The 20,153-nt window shown below is 53.3% G+C and carries 21 protein-coding genes; 16 read left to right on the top strand and 5 right to left on the bottom strand.

Going from position 1 to position 20,153, the window contains the following annotated elements; translation table 11 throughout:
• Positions 1-212: 212 nt before the first annotated feature.
• The 7 genes from arnB to arnF are packed head-to-tail and all read left to right on the top strand — an operon-like array spanning position 213 to position 7,675.
• The gene (arnB, locus tag QWJ20_RS16125) at positions 213-1,361 is read left to right on the top strand and encodes a UDP-4-amino-4-deoxy-L-arabinose aminotransferase (RefSeq protein WP_433993007.1); all 1,149 of its coding nucleotides are present in this window, start codon (positions 213-215) and stop codon (positions 1,359-1,361) included.
• On the top strand, positions 1,354-2,337 hold the full coding sequence (arnC, locus tag QWJ20_RS16120; RefSeq protein WP_039503106.1) for an undecaprenyl-phosphate 4-deoxy-4-formamido-L-arabinose transferase: 984 nt from the start codon (positions 1,354-1,356) through the stop codon (positions 2,335-2,337). Before arnB ends, arnC begins: the two co-directional genes overlap by 8 nt.
• Entirely contained in the window at positions 2,334-4,367 is a 2,034-nt protein-coding gene (gene arnA / locus QWJ20_RS16115) for a bifunctional UDP-4-amino-4-deoxy-L-arabinose formyltransferase/UDP-glucuronic acid oxidase ArnA (RefSeq protein WP_433993006.1), read from the top strand. Before arnC ends, arnA begins: the two co-directional genes overlap by 4 nt.
• Positions 4,364-5,257 (top strand): 4-deoxy-4-formamido-L-arabinose-phosphoundecaprenol deformylase, encoded by an 894-nt coding sequence (gene arnD, locus QWJ20_RS16110; RefSeq protein ID WP_433993005.1) that lies wholly within the window; start codon positions 4,364-4,366, stop codon positions 5,255-5,257. Before arnA ends, arnD begins: the two co-directional genes overlap by 4 nt.
• Before the next feature lie 17 nt (positions 5,258-5,274).
• On the top strand, positions 5,275-6,945 hold the full coding sequence (gene arnT, locus QWJ20_RS16105) for a lipid IV(A) 4-amino-4-deoxy-L-arabinosyltransferase (RefSeq protein ID WP_433993004.1): 1,671 nt from the start codon (positions 5,275-5,277) through the stop codon (positions 6,943-6,945).
• Positions 6,942-7,283, top strand: a complete 342-nt coding sequence (gene arnE, locus QWJ20_RS16100) for a 4-amino-4-deoxy-L-arabinose-phosphoundecaprenol flippase subunit ArnE (RefSeq protein ID WP_433993003.1) — start codon at positions 6,942-6,944, stop codon at positions 7,281-7,283. Before arnT ends, arnE begins: the two co-directional genes overlap by 4 nt.
• On the top strand, positions 7,283-7,675 hold the full coding sequence (gene arnF, locus QWJ20_RS16095; RefSeq protein ID WP_095995116.1) for a 4-amino-4-deoxy-L-arabinose-phosphoundecaprenol flippase subunit ArnF: 393 nt from the start codon (positions 7,283-7,285) through the stop codon (positions 7,673-7,675). Before arnE ends, arnF begins: the two co-directional genes overlap by 1 nt.
• Positions 7,676-7,705: 30 nt before the next feature.
• Here the strand turns inward: arnF and QWJ20_RS16090 are convergent, their stop codons facing one another.
• The 3 genes from QWJ20_RS16090 to QWJ20_RS16080 all read right to left on the bottom strand — a co-directional run bounded on the left by QWJ20_RS16090 (position 7,706) and on the right by QWJ20_RS16080 (position 11,513).
• The gene (locus tag QWJ20_RS16090; protein WP_433993002.1) at positions 7,706-8,761 is read right to left on the bottom strand and encodes an ABC transporter ATP-binding protein; all 1,056 of its coding nucleotides are present in this window, start codon (positions 8,759-8,761) and stop codon (positions 7,706-7,708) included.
• A gap of 2 nt (positions 8,762-8,763) precedes the next feature.
• Positions 8,764-10,341, bottom strand: a complete 1,578-nt coding sequence (locus QWJ20_RS16085; protein ID WP_433993001.1) for an ABC transporter permease — start codon at positions 10,339-10,341, stop codon at positions 8,764-8,766.
• A gap of 155 nt (positions 10,342-10,496) precedes the next feature.
• On the bottom strand, positions 10,497-11,513 hold the full coding sequence (locus tag QWJ20_RS16080; protein WP_127156120.1) for an iron ABC transporter substrate-binding protein: 1,017 nt from the start codon (positions 11,511-11,513) through the stop codon (positions 10,497-10,499).
• 500 nt (positions 11,514-12,013) lie between these two features.
• Between QWJ20_RS16080 and QWJ20_RS16075 the strand changes: the two genes are divergently transcribed.
• A complete protein-coding gene (locus tag QWJ20_RS16075) occupies positions 12,014-12,337 on the top strand; it encodes a PTS lactose/cellobiose transporter subunit IIA (protein ID WP_010280285.1) in 324 nt (107 codons plus the stop codon).
• Positions 12,338-12,438: 101 nt separating this feature from the next.
• On the opposite strand, the gene QWJ20_RS16070 is transcribed toward QWJ20_RS16075, so the two are convergent.
• Complete coding sequence (locus tag QWJ20_RS16070; protein ID WP_421667265.1) at positions 12,439-12,879, bottom strand: (R)-mandelonitrile lyase; 441 nt, start codon at positions 12,877-12,879, stop codon at positions 12,439-12,441.
• On the opposite strand from QWJ20_RS16070, the gene QWJ20_RS16065 reads away from it, so the two are divergent.
• From QWJ20_RS16065 to QWJ20_RS16050, 4 genes are all read left to right on the top strand, one after another.
• Positions 12,878-13,003: a hypothetical protein gene (locus QWJ20_RS16065; protein WP_433993000.1), complete on the top strand. Its 126-nt coding sequence runs from the start codon at positions 12,878-12,880 to the stop codon at positions 13,001-13,003. The genes QWJ20_RS16070 and QWJ20_RS16065 overlap by 2 nt on opposite strands.
• A 116-nt stretch (positions 13,004-13,119) precedes the next feature.
• Positions 13,120-14,013 (top strand): LysR family transcriptional regulator, encoded by an 894-nt coding sequence (locus QWJ20_RS16060; protein ID WP_039486359.1) that lies wholly within the window; start codon positions 13,120-13,122, stop codon positions 14,011-14,013.
• A 175-nt stretch (positions 14,014-14,188) separates the two neighbouring features.
• Positions 14,189-14,662: a hypothetical protein gene (locus QWJ20_RS16055; RefSeq protein WP_433992999.1), complete on the top strand. Its 474-nt coding sequence runs from the start codon at positions 14,189-14,191 to the stop codon at positions 14,660-14,662.
• Between the two features lie 39 nt (positions 14,663-14,701).
• Positions 14,702-15,088, top strand: coding sequence for a hypothetical protein (locus QWJ20_RS16050; RefSeq protein WP_433992998.1), 387 nt, complete (start codon positions 14,702-14,704; stop codon positions 15,086-15,088).
• A gap of 87 nt (positions 15,089-15,175) precedes the next feature.
• On the opposite strand, the gene QWJ20_RS16045 is transcribed toward QWJ20_RS16050, so the two are convergent.
• Positions 15,176-15,550 (bottom strand): hypothetical protein, encoded by a 375-nt coding sequence (locus QWJ20_RS16045; RefSeq protein ID WP_433992997.1) that lies wholly within the window; start codon positions 15,548-15,550, stop codon positions 15,176-15,178.
• 520 nt (positions 15,551-16,070) lie between these two features.
• Here QWJ20_RS16045 and QWJ20_RS16040 point away from each other — a divergent pair.
• The 4 genes from QWJ20_RS16040 (at position 16,071) to QWJ20_RS16025 (ending at position 20,123) form a co-directional block, all read left to right on the top strand.
• Complete coding sequence (locus QWJ20_RS16040; protein WP_219679981.1) at positions 16,071-17,207, top strand: D-alanyl-lipoteichoic acid biosynthesis protein DltD; 1,137 nt, start codon at positions 16,071-16,073, stop codon at positions 17,205-17,207.
• 129 nt (positions 17,208-17,336) lie between these two features.
• Positions 17,337-18,455, top strand: coding sequence for a membrane-bound O-acyltransferase (locus tag QWJ20_RS16035; protein WP_433993087.1), 1,119 nt, complete (start codon positions 17,337-17,339; stop codon positions 18,453-18,455).
• Positions 18,452-19,885: an AMP-binding protein gene (locus tag QWJ20_RS16030; protein WP_433992996.1), complete on the top strand. Its 1,434-nt coding sequence runs from the start codon at positions 18,452-18,454 to the stop codon at positions 19,883-19,885. The genes QWJ20_RS16035 and QWJ20_RS16030 overlap by 4 nt, the downstream gene beginning before the upstream one ends.
• 16 nt (positions 19,886-19,901) lie before the next feature.
• Positions 19,902-20,123 (top strand): acyl carrier protein, encoded by a 222-nt coding sequence (locus QWJ20_RS16025; protein WP_010300175.1) that lies wholly within the window; start codon positions 19,902-19,904, stop codon positions 20,121-20,123.
• The last annotated feature ends 30 nt before the right edge of the window (positions 20,124-20,153 follow it).

The raw sequence follows: 20,153 nt of genomic DNA, 5'->3' as shown, positions 1-20,153 counted from the left end.
TGTAAATCAATAAAGCGATATTTTGTTATTCGGTTATTCGCGAAAAGTTCATTTTTGCATTGTAATTAATTATGTCTTATTTCCGTTTTGTCATGTCGTGCCGTTTATCTTTGGTTTTATGATTATCGCAATAAATTAAGGTTGGCTTAAGGCTTCGTTATTTAGACTGCGGAATGATGATTTCTCGCCATTATTTATTTTGGGAATACGTTATGACGGATTTTTTGCCTTTTTCCCGCCCGAACATGGGTGAAGAAGAAATTGCTGCCGTGGCGGAAGTATTACGATCCGGCTGGATAACCACGGGGCCGAAATGTCAGCAATTAGAGCAGGCGTTTTGCCAGCAAATCGGGTGCCGACAGGCGATTGCGGTCAGCTCGGCGACGGGCGGTATGCACGTCACGCTAATGGCGCTCGGTATTGGCCCCGGTGACGAGGTGATTACGCCGTCCCAGACCTGGGTTTCAACCGTCAATGTCATCACACTATTGGGCGCGGAACCGGTAATGGTCGACGTGGATCGGCATACGCTGATGGTGCGACCACAGGATATCGAGGCGGCCATCACACCGAAGACCAAAGCGATTATTCCCGTGCACTATGCCGGCGCTCCGGCTGATTTGACGGCGCTGCGTGCTATCAGCGAGCGCTACGGCATCCCGCTGATTGAGGATGCGGCGCATGCCGTCGGTACGCAATATCGTGATGAGTGGATCGGCGCGCGTGGAACCGCCATTTTCTCGTTTCACGCGATTAAAAACATCACCTGTGCGGAAGGTGGCATGGTGGTTACGGACGACGAAGCACTTGCTGAACGCATACGCAGCCTGAAGTTTCACGGGCTGGGCGTGGATGCGTTCGACAGGCAGTTGCAGGGGCGCAAGCCGCAGGCCGAAGTGGTGACGCCGGGATTTAAATACAATCTGGCAGATATCAATGCAGCCATTGCGCTGGTTCAGTTGGATAAACTCCCGGCGATCAACGCCCGCCGCCAGCAGCTTGCCGCGCGCTATCTCACCCAACTGCGCTCATTGCCGCTCCAGCCGCTGGCCGTTCCTGATTATCCCCATCTGCATGCCTGGCATCTGTTTATGGTGCGCGTGGATGAAACGCAGTGCGGTATATCACGCGATAACCTGATGGCGGCGTTGCAGGCGCACGGTATTGGCACCGGGCTGCATTTCAGAGCGGTGCATACGCAAAAATATTACCGCGAGCGCTATCCCCACTTGCACCTGCCGGCAACGGAGTGGAATTCGGCGTCTCTGATGACGCTGCCGCTGTTCCCCGATATGCAGGACAGCGATGTCGATCGCGTCGTCGCGGCGCTAACCTCGATTCTGGAGTCTGTTCGTGATTGATGACATCAAAAATGTTTCCGTTGTGATCCCCGTTTATAACGAAGAAGAGAGTTTGCCGGTGCTGATCGAACGCACGCTGGCGGCCTGTCAGAAGATCGGTAAACCCTGGGAAATTATTCTGGTTGATGACGGCAGCAGCGATCGTTCGGCGGATCTCCTGACCGAAGCGGCGAGCGACCCGGAAAAGCACATTATCGCCGTGCTGTTGAATCGCAACTATGGTCAGCATTCGGCCATCATGGCTGGATTCCAGCAGGCGGTGGGCGATGTGATTATCACGCTGGATGCCGATTTGCAGAACCCGCCGGAAGAAATTCCACGGCTGGTGGAGTACGCCGCACAGGGGTATGACGTGGTCGGCACCGTGCGGGCAAACCGGAAGGACTCGCTGTTTCGCAAACTGGCCTCGAAAACCATCAACATGATGATCCGGCGTTCAACGGGGAAATCGATGGCGGATTACGGCTGCATGCTGCGCGCGTATCGTCGCCACATTGTCAGCGCGATGCTGCGCTGCCATGAACGCAGCACCTTTATTCCTATCCTTGCCAACACCTTTGCTCGGAAAACCATCGAGATCGATGTGCTGCACGCCGAGCGTGAATTCGGCACGTCCAAATACAGCTTTCTGAAGCTGATTAACCTGATGTACGACCTGCTGACCTGCCTGACGACGACGCCGCTGCGCATACTCAGCCTGATTGGCAGCGTCGTTGCGCTGTCGGGCTTCCTGTTGGCGCTGCTGTTGATCGGCCTGCGTCTTTTCTTCGGTGCGGAATGGGCGGCAGAGGGCGTGTTCACGCTGTTTGCCGTGCTGTTCATGTTTATCGGCGCGCAGTTCGTCGGGATGGGGCTATTGGGGGAATACATCGGCCGTATCTATACCGATGTCCGTGCCCGACCACGCTATTTTGTGCAAAAAACAGTGAGTGCGGCAACGCCACTGGCTACCACTTTACGGGATGAAGAAGAATGAAAGCGATCGTATTTGCCTACCATGATATCGGCTGCGTTGGCCTTGAGGCGTTAAAGCAAGCGGGCTATGAGATTCAGGCGGTGTTCACGCACAACGATGCGCCGGGCGAGAACCACTTCTACGCCTCAGTGGCGAAAGCGGCTGCCGAGATGGATGTGCCGGTGTTTGCGCCGGAAGACGTTAACCATCCGCTTTGGGTGAATCGCATTCGTGAACTGGCACCGGATGTTATTTTTTCCTTCTACTACCGCACGTTATTAAGCGACGACATTCTCCAACTGCCATCGTTTGGCGCTTTCAATCTGCACGGTTCTTTGCTGCCGCGCTACCGGGGACGTGCGCCAGTAAATTGGGTACTGGTGAACGGTGAGACGCAGACAGGCGTGACGCTGCACAAGATGGTGTCTCGCGCCGATGCCGGTGATATCGTCGCGCAATCCGTGGTGGCGATTGATGAGGAAGACACCGCGCTGACGCTACATGGCAAATGCAGTACCGCCGCTGCCGTTTTGCTGGCACAGCAGCTACCGCTGATCCGCTCGCGTGAAATTACGCTGACGCCGCAGGATGACAGCCTGGCCAGCTATTTCGGACGTCGTACGGCAGCAGACGGGCTGATCGACTGGCAAAAAAGTGCCCGTGAGATCAACAACCTGATCCGTGCGGTGACAGAACCGTATCCGGGCGCGTTTACGTTCCTCGGTGAGCGCAAAGTGATTATCTGGCGCGCCCGTGTAGTGAAGGGCAATTGTGTTAAAGACAGTGATGTGAAAGCCAATGGTGTGAAGCATGAACCGGGCGCGATTCTCTCGACGTCGCCGCTGGTGGTGTCCTGCGGTGAAGATGCACTTGAGATAGTCAGCGGACAGAGTGAAGCTGGGCTGTATATGTCGGGTAGCCGACTGGCGGCGGAAATGGGCATGGTGCCGCAGGCGAAACTGGGTAATCTCGCTAGTCGTGTGCAACGACGCCGCACGCGCGTTCTGATCCTCGGCGTGAACGGTTTTATCGGCAACCATCTGACTGAACGCCTGCTGCGCGACGATCGCTATGAAATCTACGGGTTGGATATTAGCTCGGATGCCATCGCTCGTTTTCTTGGCGATCCGCGTTTTCATTTTGTGGAAGGCGATATCAGCATCCATAACGAATGGATCGAATATCACATCAAGAAATGCGATGTCATTCTGCCGCTGGTGGCGATTGCCACGCCTATCGAATACACCCGTAACCCGCTGCGTGTGTTTGAGCTGGATTTTGAAGAGAACCTGAAAATTGTGCGCGACTGCGTGCGCTATAACAAACGCATTGTCTTCCCGTCCACCTCGGAAGTGTACGGCATGTGTGATGACAAAGAGTTTGATGAAGATACCTCACGCCTGATTGTTGGGCCGATCAACAAGCAGCGCTGGATCTACTCCGTGTCCAAGCAACTTCTTGATCGGGTGATTTGGGCGTACGGCGCGAAAAGTGGCCTGCGCTTCACGCTGTTCCGTCCGTTCAACTGGATGGGACCGCGTCTGGATACGCTGGACGCGGCACGCATCGGCAGCTCACGTGCGATTACCCAACTGATCCTCAATCTGGTGGAAGGAGCGCCGATCAAGCTAGTGGATGGCGGGGCGCAGAAGCGTTGCTTTACCGATATTCACGACGGTATTGAAGCGCTGTTCCGCATTATTGAAAACCGCAACGGCCAGTGTGACGGGCAGATTATCAACATCGGTAATCCGCACAATGAAGCTAGTATCCGCGAACTGGGTGAAATGCTGTTAACCAGCTTTAATGCGCACCCGCTGCGTGATCGCTTCCCGCCGTTCGCCGGGTTTATTGACGTGGAAAGCAGCAGCTATTACGGCAAGGGCTATCAGGATGTCGAGCACCGCACGCCGAGTATTCGCAACGCCAAACGCCTGCTGGCATGGGAACCGACGGTGAAGATGGATCAAACCGTCGCGGAAACGCTGGACTATTTTCTGCGTACCGTTGACCCCCAGCACACTGCTGACACCAAGGATGCACAGGGATGACACGTGTTGGCCTGCGGATAGATGTCGATACCTGGCGCGGGACGCGGGACGGCGTGCCCGCGCTGCTAAATGTGCTGGCAGAGTTCGATATTCAGGCGAGCTTCTTTTTTAGCGTTGGGCCGGACAACATGGGGCGTCACCTGTGGCGTCTGCTGCGTCCACGCTTTTTATGGAAGATGCTGCGCTCCAACGCGGCCTCGCTCTACGGTTGGGATATCTTGCTGGCTGGTACGGCGTGGCCGGGGCGTCATATCGGTACGCGGTTTGGCTCGTTAATCCGCCAGACGTACGACGCAGGCCATGAAGTCGGGTTACATGCCTGGGATCATCACGGCTGGCAGGCGAATATCGCCCGCTGGTCGGACGCGCAATTAGCCGCGCAGTTCCGTGAAGGAATGGACGCGCTGACGTCGATGCTGCCATCGCCCGTGCGCTGTTCCGCCGTGGCGGGCTGGCGAGCCGATTCGCGTGTTGTAGAGATGAAACAGCGCTGGAATCTGGACTATAACAGCGACTGTCGCGGCACCCGACCTTTTCGACCGCGTCTGGAAAATGGTGAGCTGGGCACCGTGCAGATCCCGGTCACATTGCCGACCTACGATGAAATCATCGGCGAGCGCGTGAGCGACGGCGAATTTAACGACTTTATTCTTGAGGCGATCCAGCAGGATCGCGGCGTGCCGGTCTACACCATCCATGCGGAAGTTGAAGGTGGCGCGAAGCTGGCGCAGTTCCGCCAGCTGCTGCTTCGTGCCCGCCAGCAGCACATCGAATTTTGTCCGCTTTCCGCATTACTGCCTGGTGACCTCGCCACGCTGCCCGTCGGGCGGGTTGAACGCGCGCCGTTTCCCGGACGGGAAGGCTGGCTTGGTGTGCAAACGGAAGAATAAATAAAGCAGGAGATAGCATGGAAAAAGGCATGATAAAGCTGAAAAGTACCGTGATACTGGTGCTATTTGCTTTGCTCTACCTGTTACCGCTTAACGGCCGCTGGCTGTGGTCGCCGGATGAAACACGCTATGCGGAAATCAGCCGCGAGATGCTTCAGCGTGGCGATTGGATCGTGCCGCATTTGCTGGGTATTCGCTATTTTGAGAAACCCGTTGCAGGCTACTGGCTGAATAACATCAGCCAGTGGTTACTCGGTCATACCAATTTTGCCGTGCGCTTTGCCTCGGTATTCTCTACCGGGTTGAGCGCGCTGCTGGTGTTTTGGCTGGCGATGCTGCTGTGGAAAAACCAGCGTACCGCGCTGCTGGCGGCGACGATCTATCTGACGTCGCTGCTGGTGTATGGCATTGGCACCTACAGCGTTCTCGATCCGATGGTGACGCTCTGGATGACGGCGGCGCTGTTCAGCCACGTGCTTATCCAGCGCGCCACGCTGACGCGCGAACGGCTCATGGCCTGGGGGCTGATGGGGCTTGCTTGCGGCATGGGATTTATGACCAAAGGCTTTTTGGCGCTGGCTTTACCAGTGATCAGCGTGCTGCCGGTGGCGCTGGCGCAAAAGCGGATTAAGGAATTACTGCTGTTCGGGCCGCTGGCGATTGTCGTCGCGGTATTGCTGAGTGCGCCGTGGGCGCTGGCGGTGCATGCGCGAGAAGCCGATTACTGGCACTACTTCTTTTGGATTGAGCATATCCAGCGTTTTGCAGAAGACGATGCGCAGCATAAAGCGCCGTTCTGGTATTACCTGCCAGTGCTGATTGTCGGCACCTTCCCCTGGCTGGCGCTGCTGCCGGGTGCGTTGCGCAGCGGTTGGACGGAACGAAAAGCGAACCCGGAACGGTTCCTCCTGCTGTGCTGGATGGTGATGCCGCTGCTGTTTTTCAGCATCGCTAAAGGCAAGTTGCTGACCTACATTCTGCCGTGCTTTGCGCCGCTGGCACTGCTGATGGCGGCGTGGATTTCCGGGCTGGTGCCTGCGGTACGCGAACGTGTATTGCGCATTAATAGCTGGCTCAACATAGCTTTCGGCAGCGTACTGGCGCTCGCGGTTGCCGCGCTGGGGCTCGGCATCATCGTGCCGCATTTCTATCAATCGGGAGAAGGGCTGACCATCGTCTCGGGTGTCGTCTGCTTTATCGGCTGGATTGCCTTTGCCGCTGTCAGCTTGAAGAAACCGCGAGCGTGGGGCTATCTGGTGGCGGGCTGTCCGCTATTTCTGGCGCTGCTCTTCGGTGGAAGTATTCCGGCGAGCGTGGTCGATTCAAAGAACCCTCAAACCTTCATTCGTAGCCATCAGCCGTTGCTGGAGGAGAGTCGCTATGTGCTGAGCGATGAAGTTGGGCTGGCCGCCGGACTGGCGTGGGAGCTGAAGCGCAGCGATATCACCTTATTCAAGGCGCGGGGCGAGCTGAACTACGGGCTGGACTACGCCGATTCCACTGACCGCTTTGTAGATGAGGGCACTTTCCCAGCTTGGCTTGCCGAGAAACGGCGTAGCGGAAATGTCGCACTGGTGCTGAAGGTCGATAGGGATACCGATGAAGAATACCGCAGCCTGCCTGCCCCCGATCAGTTGAAAAAATCGCACCGCTACGTGCTGTTGTTTTATAAGCAGATAGCGCCATGAGTTATCTCTTGGTGGCTATCGTTTGCCTGCTCACCAGTCTGGGGCAACTGTGCCAGAAACAGGCTGCGGAGTGCTGGCGGCGTTTATCCACGGATCGGCGTCAACGCGTGACGCTGGGGTGGCTGATGCTGGCGGCTCTGCTGCTCGGCATCGGGCTACTGCTGTGGCTTGTGGTGTTGCAGCAGATCCCGCTCGGCGTGGCGTACCCGCTGCTGAGCATCAATTTTGTGCTGGTCACGCTGCTGGCGCACTACGGGTTTGGCGAACGTGTGGACAAGCACCACTGGTGGGGCATTGCGCTGATTGTCACCGGTATCTATCTGATGCAGGGGGGATGATGGCGAAAAAAGGCTATGTCTGGGCGCTTGGCAGCATTGTGCTCGCCAGCACCGCGCAGGTATTAATGAAAAGCGGGATGCTGGCGCTGCCGAGCATTTCCATCGCGCACTGGCCGTCGCTCAGCTCGTTGCTGTCCGGCTGGCCTGCAGTTGCGGTGCTGTTCGGGATGCTTTGCTACGGGCTGTCGATGGTGTGCTGGTTCATGGTGCTGCGCTATCTGCCGCTAAGCCGCGCCTATCCGCTGATTAGCCTGAGCTACGCGGTGGTTTATCTGGCGGCGGTTTTTCTGCCGTGGCTGAATGAACCGATGAGCCTGCGCAAAAACCTCGGCGTCCTGATTATCCTGCTGGGCGTCTGGCTGGTGAGCCGCAACGCGCAGACGGCGCGATAAGCCGCCTGCGCGTGCCAGTAGCGATTGATGTTATTGACTGAAAACGTGTACCGCACCGTTCACGCTTAGGCTGACCTGCTGGCCGACGGCAAAAGCGGCGTGGCTGACGGTTTTCAGTTCAATGATATCGGCTTCTGCGTGGTGGACGTGCAGCGTCAGCGTAGATACGAAGCCGGAAAAATCGACTTTGCGGATGGTTGCGCTAATCGTTGCTGCGCTATTCCCCGCAACGCTATTTTCCCCAGCATCCTGAATCGCGATCTGCTCTGGTCTGAGCATGATTCTTACTTTCCCGCTTGCGGTTGGGCGATCCACCGCGATACGCCCAAGCAGACAGTCAGCCTGACCGCCGTCGATCTGTGCATCGAGAATTAGCGTTTCGCCGAGGAAGGTCGCGATGTCTTCGCTGGCGGGCTGATGGTAAAGCGCCCATGGCGAGCCAGATTGCGACAGCTTGCCGTCGCGCATGACGACAACGTGGTCAGCAAAGGACAGCGCTTCCCCCTGATCGTGAGTCACCAGAATCGATGCCACGTTAGCCTGCTGCAATACGTCCATCACCGCTTTACGGGTGGCGGCACGCAGGCCGGTGTCCAGCGCGGAAAAGGGTTCATCCAGCAGCATCAACGTAGGGCGCTGCGCCAGCGCGCGAGCCAGTGCGACACGCTGTTGCTGACCGCCGGAAATCTCATGCGGCGAGTGCTTGCGCAAATGCACCGGAAGAGAAACCAGCGCCATCAACTCATCCACGCGCTTTTGCTTTTCTGCCTTCGTGCCTTTGAGCCCAAATGCGATGTTGTCCGCGATACAAAGATGCGGGAACAGCGCGCCGTCCTGCGGTACGTAGCCGATTCCGCGCTGATGGGCAGGAATGGAAAGCCCATTATCACAGAGCGTTTGCCCGTTCAGCGTGATGACGCCGGTATCCGGTTTTTCAAACCCGGCAATCAGGCGCAGCAGCGTGGTTTTCCCCGAACCGGACGGGCCGACAATCGCCGTGCGGCGGCTGTTCTCCAACGTCAGATGAATGTCAGACAGCACGGTGCGCCCGTTAAAACTTTTACTGACGTGATGAAGTTCCAACATGATTACAGCCCCGCCATTTTTTGTGATTGCGTGTAGAGAAACCAGGTCCACGGCAGCGACAGTAGAACCAGAATAAGCGCGTAGGGTGCTGCCGCCGGATAATCAATCTCACTGGTGAGCGCCCAAAAGCCCGTCGCCAGCGTGCGGGTGCCGTTGGGAGCCAGCAGCAGCGTAGCGGTCAGCTCGTTGATGATCGCCAGAAAGACGAGCGTTGCCCCAGTGGCGACGCCGGGCGCGGCCAGCCGAACGGTCACGGTCATTAACGTCTGCAACGGCGAACGCCCCAGACTGGCCGCGACCTGCTCCAGTTCTACTGGTGCCTGTGCGATACCGGCGCGCAGATTAACCAACGCCCGTGGCATAAACATCAGCAGGTAAGCCAGCAGCACGGTGAATTCGGTCTGATAGAGCGGCCTGATGATGTGAATCGTGGTGGTCACCAGCGCCAGCGCGACGACGATACCCGGCAGAGAACTGGTAATGTAATTGCACCCTTCCAGAAACCGATACAGGCGGCTGGGGTGGCGAATCGTCAGCCAGGCCATCGGGATCGCCGCCAGCGTTGTCAGTGCGGCACCGCTCAGCGCCAGCGTCATGGTCTGGCGAAAGGCATCAAGCAGTTCGCGGCGCTGCCACACCTCCCTGCCGCCAAACCACAGCCAGCGAGACAGCGTAATAAAAGGCACGCCGAGCGTCAGTAGCACCAGCGTCGCCAGTAACAGCAGAGCCAGTAACAGCGGAAGCCGCGACAGACGTACCGGCGTGACAACCTGCGGCGCGCCGGAACCGACATGGGCATAGCGCGTGACGCCGCGCACGCGGGCATCCGCACACAGCAGAAACAGGCACAGCAGCGCCAACACACCGGCCAGCATGTTGGCCGCCGGACCGTTAAACGTTGACTGAAACTGATCGAAAATCGCGGTGGTAAAGGTATCGAAGCGGATCATGGCAAACAGGCCATACTCCGCCAGCAGATGCAGCGCAATCAGCAGCAGTCCGCCGCCGATAGCCAGCTTTAGCTGCGGCAGCACCACGCGGAAAAATACGGTCACGGGAGGCACGCCCAGCGTAGCCGCGACATCTTCCAGTGCGGGATTAAGCCGTCGCAGCGTCGCGGCACAGGGCAAATACAGAAACGGCAAATAGGCAACGACGGATAAAAACACGCCAGCCGGCAGGCCGTGCAGGCCGGGCGCGGTACTGATCCAGGCATAGCTTTGTACAAAGGCGGGTATTGCCAGCGGCGCGGTGAGCAGCAGTGACCACAGGCGTCGGGCGGGCAGGGTAGTGCGTTCCGTCAGCCAGGCCAGCAGCACGCCGAGCACCGTGCAAATCGGCAGCGTCAGAGCAACCAGCAGCACCGTGTTGGTTAGCAGTTCGCCGACGCGAGGGCGCAAGAGCAGCGCGCGCGCCGTTTCCCAACCGGTATCAATGCTCACGCCAATCACAAAGCCCAGCGGAATAAACCCCAACAGGGATAGCGTCAGGGCGACGATCGTCAGCAACGCGGCTGGCTTGCGTAATGGCGGAGAGGGGGCGGTGAACGGGGTGGTTTCGCTGTAGCTAACGTTTGTCATACGGCCTGTGGCTGCCTCGTTAGGTCGATATTTTGAGACGGTGAAGCCGCACTGAGCGGACATTCGAGTGAGGATTCGTCAGGGCGTGGACGCCCTGACGAAAGGAGCTGTCGTTGTAATCTAAGTATTGCAATCTATGCGTGACAACTCACGTATTACAACAGACCTGCCTGCGTCATCAGATCCACGACTTTTTTGCTGTTGAGCTTGGCGGCATCGACTTTCGGCGCATCCAGATCTTTCAGCGGAACCAGTTTGTCATTTGAGGCCGCGTTGACGCCAACGGCATATTCAAAGGCATCGTTGGTGCGCAAGATCTCCTGACCGGATTTGCCCGTAATCCATTTAATAAAGGCCTGTGCGTCTTTTGCATGTTTGCTGGATGCCAGTACGCCGCCACCGGAAATGCTGACGAACGCGCCCGGATCTTTATGCTTGAAGTAGTACAGCTTCGTGTTGTTACTGTTTTCGCCGGTTTTAGCCTGATCGACAAAACGGTAATAGTGATAGATCACGCCGCTATCAATCTGACCCGCGTTCACGGCTTTCATCACCGTGCTGTTACCTTTGTAGGCGGTGAAGTTCTCTTTCATACCTTTCAGCCATGCCTGTGTGGCTTGCTCACCCTTCAGCTCCAGATAGGCGCTGACGATGGCCTGAAAATCTGCACCGGACGGAGACGCGGCCCAGCGGCCTTTCCATTCTGGCTTCGCCAGATCGGCTAAGGATTTCGGCAATTGAGCGTCGGTAAATTTGGTCGGATTGTAAACAAAGACGGTGGAGCGTGCGGCAATCCCGATCCAGCGGCCGTGGGATGGACGATAGTCAGACGGCACCTGAGCAAGGGTCGCATTATCCAGCGGAGCAAAGAGATTGGCGTTATCGACCAGCACCATCGACGGTGAATTCTCAGTCAGGAACACATCTGCAGGGGAGGATTTCCCTTCCTGCACCAGCTGGTTACCCAATTCGGTGTCGCTGCCATTGCGCAACGTCACCTTGATGCCGGTTTCTTTGGTAAAACCGTCAACCCAGGATTTCACGAGATTTTCATGTTGGGCATTGTAAATCACAATCCCTTCATCGTTTTCTGCTGCGGTTGCCGACGCGCTGAGAGCCAAACCGGAAGCGAATAAAACGGCAGAACTCAGCAATCCAAAACTAAGCTTCATATTATTTACCCTTATCAATACCTGTCGTGTTTGCGTATGGCTGGCTTACATGGGAAGCCCTGCGTCACTCACGATAGCTACGCTATTTTAGCGACACAGGCCGATAGGTAGCGGCAGTCGACGATGGATTCTACATATTGATAATAATAATGATAGTTATTATTATTTCGCTTTCTTAAGGTTAAATTAAGGTTCCGGTGAGTGTGATCTTTCGGTCATCATTTTATTTCAAAGCGTGTCGCGGTATTAATTTGTATAAATCCATCGCCTAAAAAACAGGTTGACGTATCTGTGAAATTAATTTCATCGGAAATGAGACATAACGTCATGATTTACAGAAACAAATCCTGATTTATCATCTATATTTACTCTGCAGGCTGTGAGTAGCGATACAACAAATGCACCGTACTTGCTTCGGTGTCACGTGCGCTTGTCTGCAATTTGGGGTTAATTGACCGACAAAAAGGTGACACAGCAACTGATATTCGGGGGATGGAAAAATGGATGTAGAAACGCGGATGATTGAGCTTATCGTTAAATCTGGCGAAACACGTTCCTGCGCAATGGAAGCACTGAGATCCGCTCGCCGAGGGGAGTGGGATCACGTCGATGAATTATTAAAAATGGCGGCGGTGGCGTTGAATCGGGCGCAGTTGATCCAGACCGGATTTATTGGCAACCAAAGTAAGGAAAAAGCCAATATCGAACTTATCGTGGTACACGCGCAGGATCACCTGATGAATGCGATGCTATGCCGTGAGCTGGCTGAAGAGATTATTGAACTCAGAAAAGAGGTCTCTGGCGTCAATCTCCACATGCGCTAGCCGCATCGCGGAGCAAAGGAAAAAGCCATTCAGTTTCACGCTGAGTGGCTTTGCTGTTTCTACCCGCCGCTATTTTTTCTTATCGCGACGTTTTCCTTAGGCTATTTCCCGTTTCCGTACTGCTCATCGCTGACTTTCTCCAGCCATTCGACCGGGCTGCCGTTAAGTGATTCGGCAATGGCAATGTGCGTCATCGCGGTTTGTGCCGTTGCGCCGTGCCAGTGTTTTACGCCCTCGGGTATCCAGACAATATCACCTTGATTGATTTCCTGAATCTCGCCATCCCATTCCTGAAGCCAGCCCCGACCCTGCGTGACGATTAGCGTTTGACCGAGCGGATGGGTATGCCATGCCGTGCGGGCTCCGGGTTCAAAGGTGACCGTCGCGCCACCAACCCGAGCCGGGGCGGTGCCCTGAAAGGGCGCATCGATACGTACGTTGCCAGAAAAATAGCTTTCTGGGCCAGGTTGGGACGGGTGTGAACCACTGCGGGTAATTTTCAATTTTTCCTCCGTTCCGGCAATCGCAGCCGGGGCTAACATGGATAACATCACGGCAGAGGCGGCAAGTCATCTCATGGAAAGCGTAGCTGTTGTTGAAAAATTTGTAGTTGTAGTTGTTGAAAGATTCGCTGTGATTGAACTATTCAGGGTTGGTAAAAGATGAAAGACAGCGGCTGTGAAAAACGTTACTGCGATTTGCGGAGAAGCACCAGAGGACAAAACCCGCAAGCGGCTATGAATTATATTCATTAATTACGCCGCGTAATGCAGGACACTCTGATGTTAAAAGAAAATTTTAATGACCTCATTTCGTTCCTTGTGGTGGCAAGAGAACGCAGTTTTACCAAAGCGGCGGCGAAGCTCGGGCTTTCCCAGTCGGCACTAAGCCATTCGATTCGCGGCCTTGAAGAACGACTTGGCGTGCGTTTGCTAACCCGAACCACGCGCAGCGTCGCGCCGACGGAAGCGGGGGAGAAGCTGGCGCATAGCCTCGGCCCGCACTTCGCGGATATTGAAAGCGAGCTGGTCGCGCTGGGTGACATGCGCGAACGGCCTGCGGGGAATATTCGTATCACGGCGGGGGAGCATGCGGTTGATTCAATATTATGGCCGGTGTTAAAGCCATTTTTGGCGAATTATCCCGATATTAACGTCGAAATCACGGTGGATAATGCCTTAGCCGATATTGTTCTCGGCCGCTTTGATGCGGGTATTCGCCTAGGGGAACAGGTGGAAAAAGACATGATTGCCGTGCGTGTCGCACCGGAAATGAGCATGGCGGTGGTCGGCTCCCCGAACTATTTTGCCCGCAATCCTGCCCCCGCAACGCCACAGGATTTGCAGCATCACCGCTGTATTAACATGCGTCTGCCGACGATGGGCGGCATTTATGCATGGGAATTTGAAAAAAACGGTCGGGAAATCAAGGTCCGCGTTGAGGGACAGCTGACCATGAATAGCCTGCGCCAGCGGATCGACGCGGCACTCATCGGGCTTGGTCTGGCCTATGTGCCGGAAGATTCGGTGCGAGATGACATTGCCAGTGGGCGTCTGATACGGGTACTGACGGAATGGTGTCCACCGTTCCCCGGCTACTACCTGTATTATCCTAGCCGCAAACAGCATACCACCGCATTCTCACTGTTTGTGGAAGCGCTGCGCTACCCGCGTTAGCGGTTGGCGGGATGCCAGTAAGGCGGAGTGCTTTGACTCCGCCAGCGGCAATCGTTTTGTGACATTTTTCTCTGATTAAAAATTATGGTTATAATTCACTTGAAAATGATGAACTTCATGTTGTAATATTATTTCAAGGTGATGGCGTTATATAACTTTGAAAGGAATGATGATCATGGAACCTATCACGAACGAATCCCAGTGCATTGAAAACATTGAAAAATTCAACGATGAAATTTTGTCGTCAACTGACCATAAACTCTATGATTACCTGCCTTATTTTCGGGCCTGGTACGCTTATAAATCACGTGATGGCTGGCTTCTTGCACCGAGCAAATATGTCGGTTATGCAGGGATGGATAGAGACAAATACATTCAACATCTGGACAGCCTTGATGGGCGCACGTCCGAAAGTAATTTATCGCGTTTCTCCGTTGCCGCAGAGGGAAAAGAAAAAGAGCTGTTGATGGGGAAGGTTGCGGAACTGTTGTCCTCTTTTGGCAAATTACCTAATAAGTTGCTGAGAGTCTCTGTAATGAGAAACAGCAGCGTGGCTGATGAAGAAAACAGCACCATTGACGCAATAGTAACGATGATAAATTCACTGCCTCCTTATATGAATCAGGCGATTAAAAAACGCTTGAGATAATCGACTCCACCGACAAATTTGAATACTTAAGGAAATAAAATGTGTTCTGATAATCGTGATGCGCTTTTAGCGGTTTTCTCCGGTGAGTTTAGCGTGAGTGATGATGCCTGGACGCTGGATGCTGTACGGTGGGGTTTTGTCGAGAAGAAAAAAATCATCGCTAGCCTGAAAGGGAAAATGGGGAGTGGCCCGTTTAAGGCCGAAATTTCGCTATTATTTCGGGAAGATCTCGGGGGCTATTTTGGCCAAGGGGAAATTACCTATGGAAATTATCACTCGAGATACAAAACTAATAGCTTCTCAGTAATAATAATGGCGTCGGATATTTATATAGAAGACGATACCTGTGTTGTTGACAATGCACGCTGGTGGGAAAACGAACGTCCATATTCATTCTATGGCGATTTAGAACGGGCAGCGAATTGACGTAAATAGCGGTTATTTTCGATAATGACCGCTATTTTTCTATCCTTCCTGTGTTGGCTTTCAGTTAGCACAATTGAACTCTACTTATTATGGAAAGGGAATATGAAAATGGCACAACTCTCGACCCAATAATTTAAGGTTCTTACATCCCGCCATTCGACATTTCTCTGAGTCAAATCCGCCGTGCGCAAGGATGCAAAGGTGTACTTTAGCTGCCTTCACTTCTTTATCTGAAGGTAACGACTTGGCATCCTGAATCTTTAATGCGAATAGGGGATAAGGAGATTGTTCTGGGGCACACTCGATGTACCATGCTTGCCCACATTCCGAACAGCGATACAGGGATTCCGTATAATCAAGCAGCGGTTCGAAATACTCGCTGTCCGGCGTTTCAAAATGCCGATTATGAGTTAATTCATTCGAAAAATGGAAGCTGTGCCACCAACTGTCGAGTTCAACCACACTAGTGGGAAGTTCTTTGCAATTACACATAGGCCTAGTATTGAATTTAATCGTGCAACAGTAGCCTTGTAAAATATGTAAGGCATACCGAGTGAATAAGTAAGAACGCATGTTTATTAACTTAACATTAAGAGAACAGATTGTCAGATGAAATAAAGAGGAAAGCGAGGATTACGCGATAAGGTACTTATTCATCGTACCAAAGATTTCTGAACCCTACCATCCCTACAATTGTTAACAAACTGAGCCTCACGGCGTTGCCGACACCGAACTTTTACTGCCGCATATTCAAACCGCGTAAGTGATAATGGATACCGGAGAACCCTTCTCCTATCTCGATCGCACGGGGCTCGTCAGCCTTATTCTGTGACGGACATAAACACTGTACATACCGTTACACAGCAATGCTCATCATCCAGGATAAGCCTGGTATATAATCCAAAAATACAGGGATCGATTTACTGTGAAGATAAAAATTCACAAATTTCAAACAATAAATATTATGTAGTCTTACTTTATAATGAAAATCAAAAATACTCTCTGCCTACATATCCTGATGGCAACCCTTGCCGTCCTGTTTCTTAGCGTTCCCCCGCTGGTGAAGAGCATTGATCCGGCGCTAACGTTCCAGCCACTGATTAACACAATGGAAGGCACGACAAAGGAACAAAAGGAAAAAATAGCCACCATTTCCCATGCGTTACAGGGGAATGCGATTTTCTTTCTCGGAGCTTCTGAGGTCTCGACCTCTGAGGACGAACATTACGCGGTATATAATTACTTTAATAACCAGTTACATCGCCCGGTAGTGGCCTATGGCGATAGCTATGTTGATAGCGTCACACACTTCTTACTGCTCTCACGTTTTAAAAACGAGCTTAATGCTAACAGTAAGGTCGTTTTGCTGCTGGCACCCGATAGCTTTTATTCAGATGGGATTCCCCCGGCTATTTTCGCCAACAATTTCCCTGCATCTATTTTTGATCCGCTGATGAAAGATGACCAGACGCGTCCCTTTCTGGTCAATTACTTACAACATATCGATAAAGAAGATATAAGCCATTTAACGTTCGGCCAAATGAAAGTCTATGGCTGGCACCCGCAAATTATCTGGCAGGAAGTGAGTTATCAATTTGCTAATTTCTGCGAGCTGATAAAAAACGACTGGCTGGCGATGTTAGGTATTGTCCCTCAGCCTGCGCAACCGTGGCCTCAGCAAGCAACAGCCAATATAACTCCCGATTGGAATCACGAGTTGGCGCAGGCTCATGTGTTGAATCAGTCTCGTCAGCAAAGTGCAGACACATTGTGGATGGATAAGTCGGTGTTTGCCGATGATAAAACACCTGAGGAGTGGGACGACGCACCGATTGTTCCGGCGCAAATGGAGGCATTACGGGCGACGATCAAACTGCTGAAAGCGCGCAACGTCCAGTTTGTCGTCATTGTCGATCCGATTAATCCGTGGGCAATTAATAACTCCCAGAAATTCCAGCCCGTCGACAGCCAAATCCGATCGATGCTGGAGGAAAATCAGGTGCGTTATTTTGATATGTATGCGCAGCCTTATCAGAACGGCTGGAATTGGGACCGCCTGCATCCAACCGAACCCGCCTGGGTCGCCATGGATCAATTTATTGCTGAGAGTTTTAAATGATGAAATCCGCCATTCGCCTTTTTTTCCTTTATCTCTTTCTGGCAGTCACCATCGTCGCGTGGACCTCTGTTGATGAAAGCATGAGTTTAAAAGTGCATTTTGAATATCAAAAATTCTGAAGGATGAATGATGTACAGCTCCGGAATGTTTTTTTTCCTTCTGTTTTCATCAGCATTATTGTTTGCGCTGGTTAATCGCGTATTCAGTTATCGGCTGACGTATTTATCCGCCTTCTCCGTATTGGCGGTGTTCGGCTGGGGATATATTTTCCAGGGGGATTACGTTATTCCCGTGACGGTGTTCCTGAGCTTTTATGTTCTCGTCACCTTAAAAGAGAAAGGGTGGTTAAAAACCTGGCAGGCGGTCAGCCTGACGTTGCTCCCGCTGTTTTTGGTGAAATTACACCTTAACAACCACTGGGGCATGATCGGCCTGTCCTTCATGACCTTCCGCGCCATTGATGTCCTGCTTTATCGCAGCAAAAAAGATGGTCGGAATTTCCTGCACTATTTCTGCTACCTCTTTATGCCTTTTATTATTCTGGCCGGCCCCATGTATCGCTGGCGGACGTGGCTTAATGACATTAATAAACCCGTCTTCACGATGACCCGTGAGCAGTTTTTAGTGGCGATGGAGCAGATTTTTACCGGCATTATTCAGAAATTTTTATTCGCCATGCTGATCAATAATCTGGTGATTGAGTCGTGGAGCCATCGCCCATTTACGTTAAGCGTGGGGGTCGTGATGTCGCTGGCTTACAGCGCCTACCTTTATTTTGATTTTGCTGGCTATAGCAATATGGCTATCGGGGCAGGGCGCTTATTTGGTCTGAATATCCCGGCGAACTTCAATCTGCCTATTCTGGCGAAAAACCCGCAGGACTTCTGGCGACGCTTCCACATCAGCCTGTCTGAATGGCTGAGGGACGTGGTCTTTATGCCGATTTATATGAATCTGATGAAGCTCGACTTTTTCCGACAGAACAAAACGTTGGCACAGAATATTGGCATCTTCTGCACCCTGTTTTGTATGGGGGCATGGAACGGGCTTGAACGACACTATGTTATCAGCGGCGCGCTGTTTGGCGCCATTTCCGTTGCTCACAACATGCTGCAATGGTCAGCCAAACGCAGTCCGGCACTGAGCAATTGTCTACACCATCCGGTTATTGTGTTCATCGGTCGAATTCTGACGCTGGCAAGCGCCGCGGCCTCCCTCTACATATTTAGCGGAATGTCCCCACTATGAAACTTCACTCAGAGCTTCAGGAACTACAAGATTTCCTCCGGGCGGCATTACTCGACCCCGCGAACCCACAGCAGTTGGCGATTAGTGGCAGCGATGACGCGATGACCTGGCAACAGCTATCCGCCGCCGTGACAGACTGGTCGCGTCGTTATCAGCACTGCCAGCAGCTCGATGGCGCACCGGTCGTGTTATACGGCCATCAGCAGGCGGAATTCGCCGTGGCTATCTATAGCTGTCTGCTGCATAACATCCCGTATATTCCGGTGGATTGCATCTATCCTCAGGAGCGGCTTAACGAGATTTGCCACCTGGCGAATGCCCCTTATTATTACGATGTGGCTACCAGACAGTTCATTGCTACCGGTGAGGCAGGGCAGGCGTTAGTCGAGCAAGATCTTGCCTATATCATGTTCACCTCCGGCAGCACTGGAAAGCCTAAAGGCGTGCAGATCGGGCGTGAAAGCCTGTGGCACTTCATGAAGTGGGTGCGCCAGGACTTTTCGCTGCCAGACGTGCCGGTGCTGATGAACCATGCAGTGTTCAGCTTCGATCTCTCTCTAATTCCGCTGCTGGCGAATCTGGCTACTGGGGGGCACATCGTTCTGAATGCAAAAGAGGATATCGCGGCAGAAAACTGGCTCGATCGCCTGAAAGACAACGGTGTTTCGGTCTGGGTTTCAACGCCTTCTTTCGCCTACCAGAGGCTGTTGTCTCCCCAGTTCAACAGTGAGTATTTACCTGAACTCAACGTCTTCGTGTTCATTGGCGAAGTGCTCAACAAAGCGCTGGTAAAACAGTTACGCCGTCGCTTCCCACACGCCAAAATTCTCAACTCCTATGGCCCAACGGAAGCGACTATCGCGACCACCGTCATCGAAATCACCGATGAAATCCTGCACAGTGAAAACGATCTGCTGCCGGTCGGCGCGATGATGCCGGACTCCAGAATGGAAATTACGTCTGAGGGTGAGCTGATCATTTGGGGCAAAAACGTCATGCGTGGCTACCTTGGGCTGGCGAAAGAGAATGCGGAGAAACTGCTGCATCGGGAAAGCGAAGCATTCCGGGGCTATAGAACCGGCGACCTGGGCTACGATGACGGGCTGCTATACTGCCAGGGTCGCAATGACAGTCAGATCAAACTGAATGGCTATCGTATTGAAATCAATGAGATTGAAAATCGTCTGCTGGCGATATCTGACATCAGCGAAGCGGTTGTTCTGCCGCTGATGAAATCGGGCGGCGGCGTTCTGCGCATCGCGGCGTTCTGCGTGACGAACTTAGCGCCAGAAGCGATTAAAACGTCGCTCTCGAAGGTCATTCCGCCTTACATGGTGCCTTCCCAAATTATTATCAAAGATGCGTTGCCGCTTAATCCTAACGGCAAAATCGACCGTAAGCTGCTGGATACCCATGCCCGCACGATCTAATGACTCAGGAAAAATGATGGAACAAGAAATACTCGCGCTGTTTGAAAAGATCTTATCCCGTAAAGTGGGCTTTAACGATGAGCTGATTGAGTCCGATATTCTCGACTCTATTCTGGCGGTCGACTTGGTGCTGGAAGTGCAGGACGTTTACGGCTGCGTGATCCCACCAACCGAAGTTGCTACCGTTCTGAAGACCCCTGCGGACTTGGCTCGCTACATCGAAGAGAACCGCGGCTAAGCCTGAAACGGCGACGGTTTTTGCGGCTGT

This window comes from Pectobacterium sp. S5 (genome assembly GCF_051707265.1).
GTDB lineage: Bacteria > Pseudomonadota > Gammaproteobacteria > Enterobacterales > Enterobacteriaceae > Pectobacterium > Pectobacterium polare.
Note: the sequence above shows the minus strand (reverse complement) of the source record. Positions and strands in the feature narration are given on the sequence as shown.

Coding starts and splice junctions, on each gene's coding strand:
- arnB (WP_433993007.1), top strand. CDS start 213: ATGACGGATTTTTTGCCTTTTTCCCGCCCGAACATGGGTGAAGAAGAA.
- arnA (WP_433993006.1), top strand. CDS start 2,334: ATGAAAGCGATCGTATTTGCCTACCATGATATCGGCTGCGTTGGCCTT.
- arnD (WP_433993005.1), top strand. CDS start 4,364: ATGACACGTGTTGGCCTGCGGATAGATGTCGATACCTGGCGCGGGACG.
- arnT (WP_433993004.1), top strand. CDS start 5,275: ATGGAAAAAGGCATGATAAAGCTGAAAAGTACCGTGATACTGGTGCTA.
- arnE (WP_433993003.1), top strand. CDS start 6,942: ATGAGTTATCTCTTGGTGGCTATCGTTTGCCTGCTCACCAGTCTGGGG.
- arnF (WP_095995116.1), top strand. CDS start 7,283: ATGGCGAAAAAAGGCTATGTCTGGGCGCTTGGCAGCATTGTGCTCGCC.
- QWJ20_RS16090 (WP_433993002.1), bottom strand. CDS start 8,761: ATGTTGGAACTTCATCACGTCAGTAAAAGTTTTAACGGGCGCACCGTG.
- QWJ20_RS16085 (WP_433993001.1), bottom strand. CDS start 10,341: ATGACAAACGTTAGCTACAGCGAAACCACCCCGTTCACCGCCCCCTCT.
- QWJ20_RS16080 (WP_127156120.1), bottom strand. CDS start 11,513: ATGAAGCTTAGTTTTGGATTGCTGAGTTCTGCCGTTTTATTCGCTTCC.
- QWJ20_RS16075 (WP_010280285.1), top strand. CDS start 12,014: ATGGATGTAGAAACGCGGATGATTGAGCTTATCGTTAAATCTGGCGAA.
- QWJ20_RS16065 (WP_433993000.1), top strand. CDS start 12,878: ATGGATAACATCACGGCAGAGGCGGCAAGTCATCTCATGGAAAGCGTA.
- QWJ20_RS16070 (WP_421667265.1), bottom strand. CDS start 12,879: ATGTTAGCCCCGGCTGCGATTGCCGGAACGGAGGAAAAATTGAAAATT.
- QWJ20_RS16060 (WP_039486359.1), top strand. CDS start 13,120: ATGTTAAAAGAAAATTTTAATGACCTCATTTCGTTCCTTGTGGTGGCA.
- QWJ20_RS16055 (WP_433992999.1), top strand. CDS start 14,189: ATGGAACCTATCACGAACGAATCCCAGTGCATTGAAAACATTGAAAAA.
- QWJ20_RS16050 (WP_433992998.1), top strand. CDS start 14,702: ATGTGTTCTGATAATCGTGATGCGCTTTTAGCGGTTTTCTCCGGTGAG.
- QWJ20_RS16040 (WP_219679981.1), top strand. CDS start 16,071: ATGAAAATCAAAAATACTCTCTGCCTACATATCCTGATGGCAACCCTT.
- QWJ20_RS16035 (WP_433993087.1), top strand. CDS start 17,337: ATGTACAGCTCCGGAATGTTTTTTTTCCTTCTGTTTTCATCAGCATTA.
- QWJ20_RS16030 (WP_433992996.1), top strand. CDS start 18,452: ATGAAACTTCACTCAGAGCTTCAGGAACTACAAGATTTCCTCCGGGCG.
- QWJ20_RS16025 (WP_010300175.1), top strand. CDS start 19,902: ATGGAACAAGAAATACTCGCGCTGTTTGAAAAGATCTTATCCCGTAAA.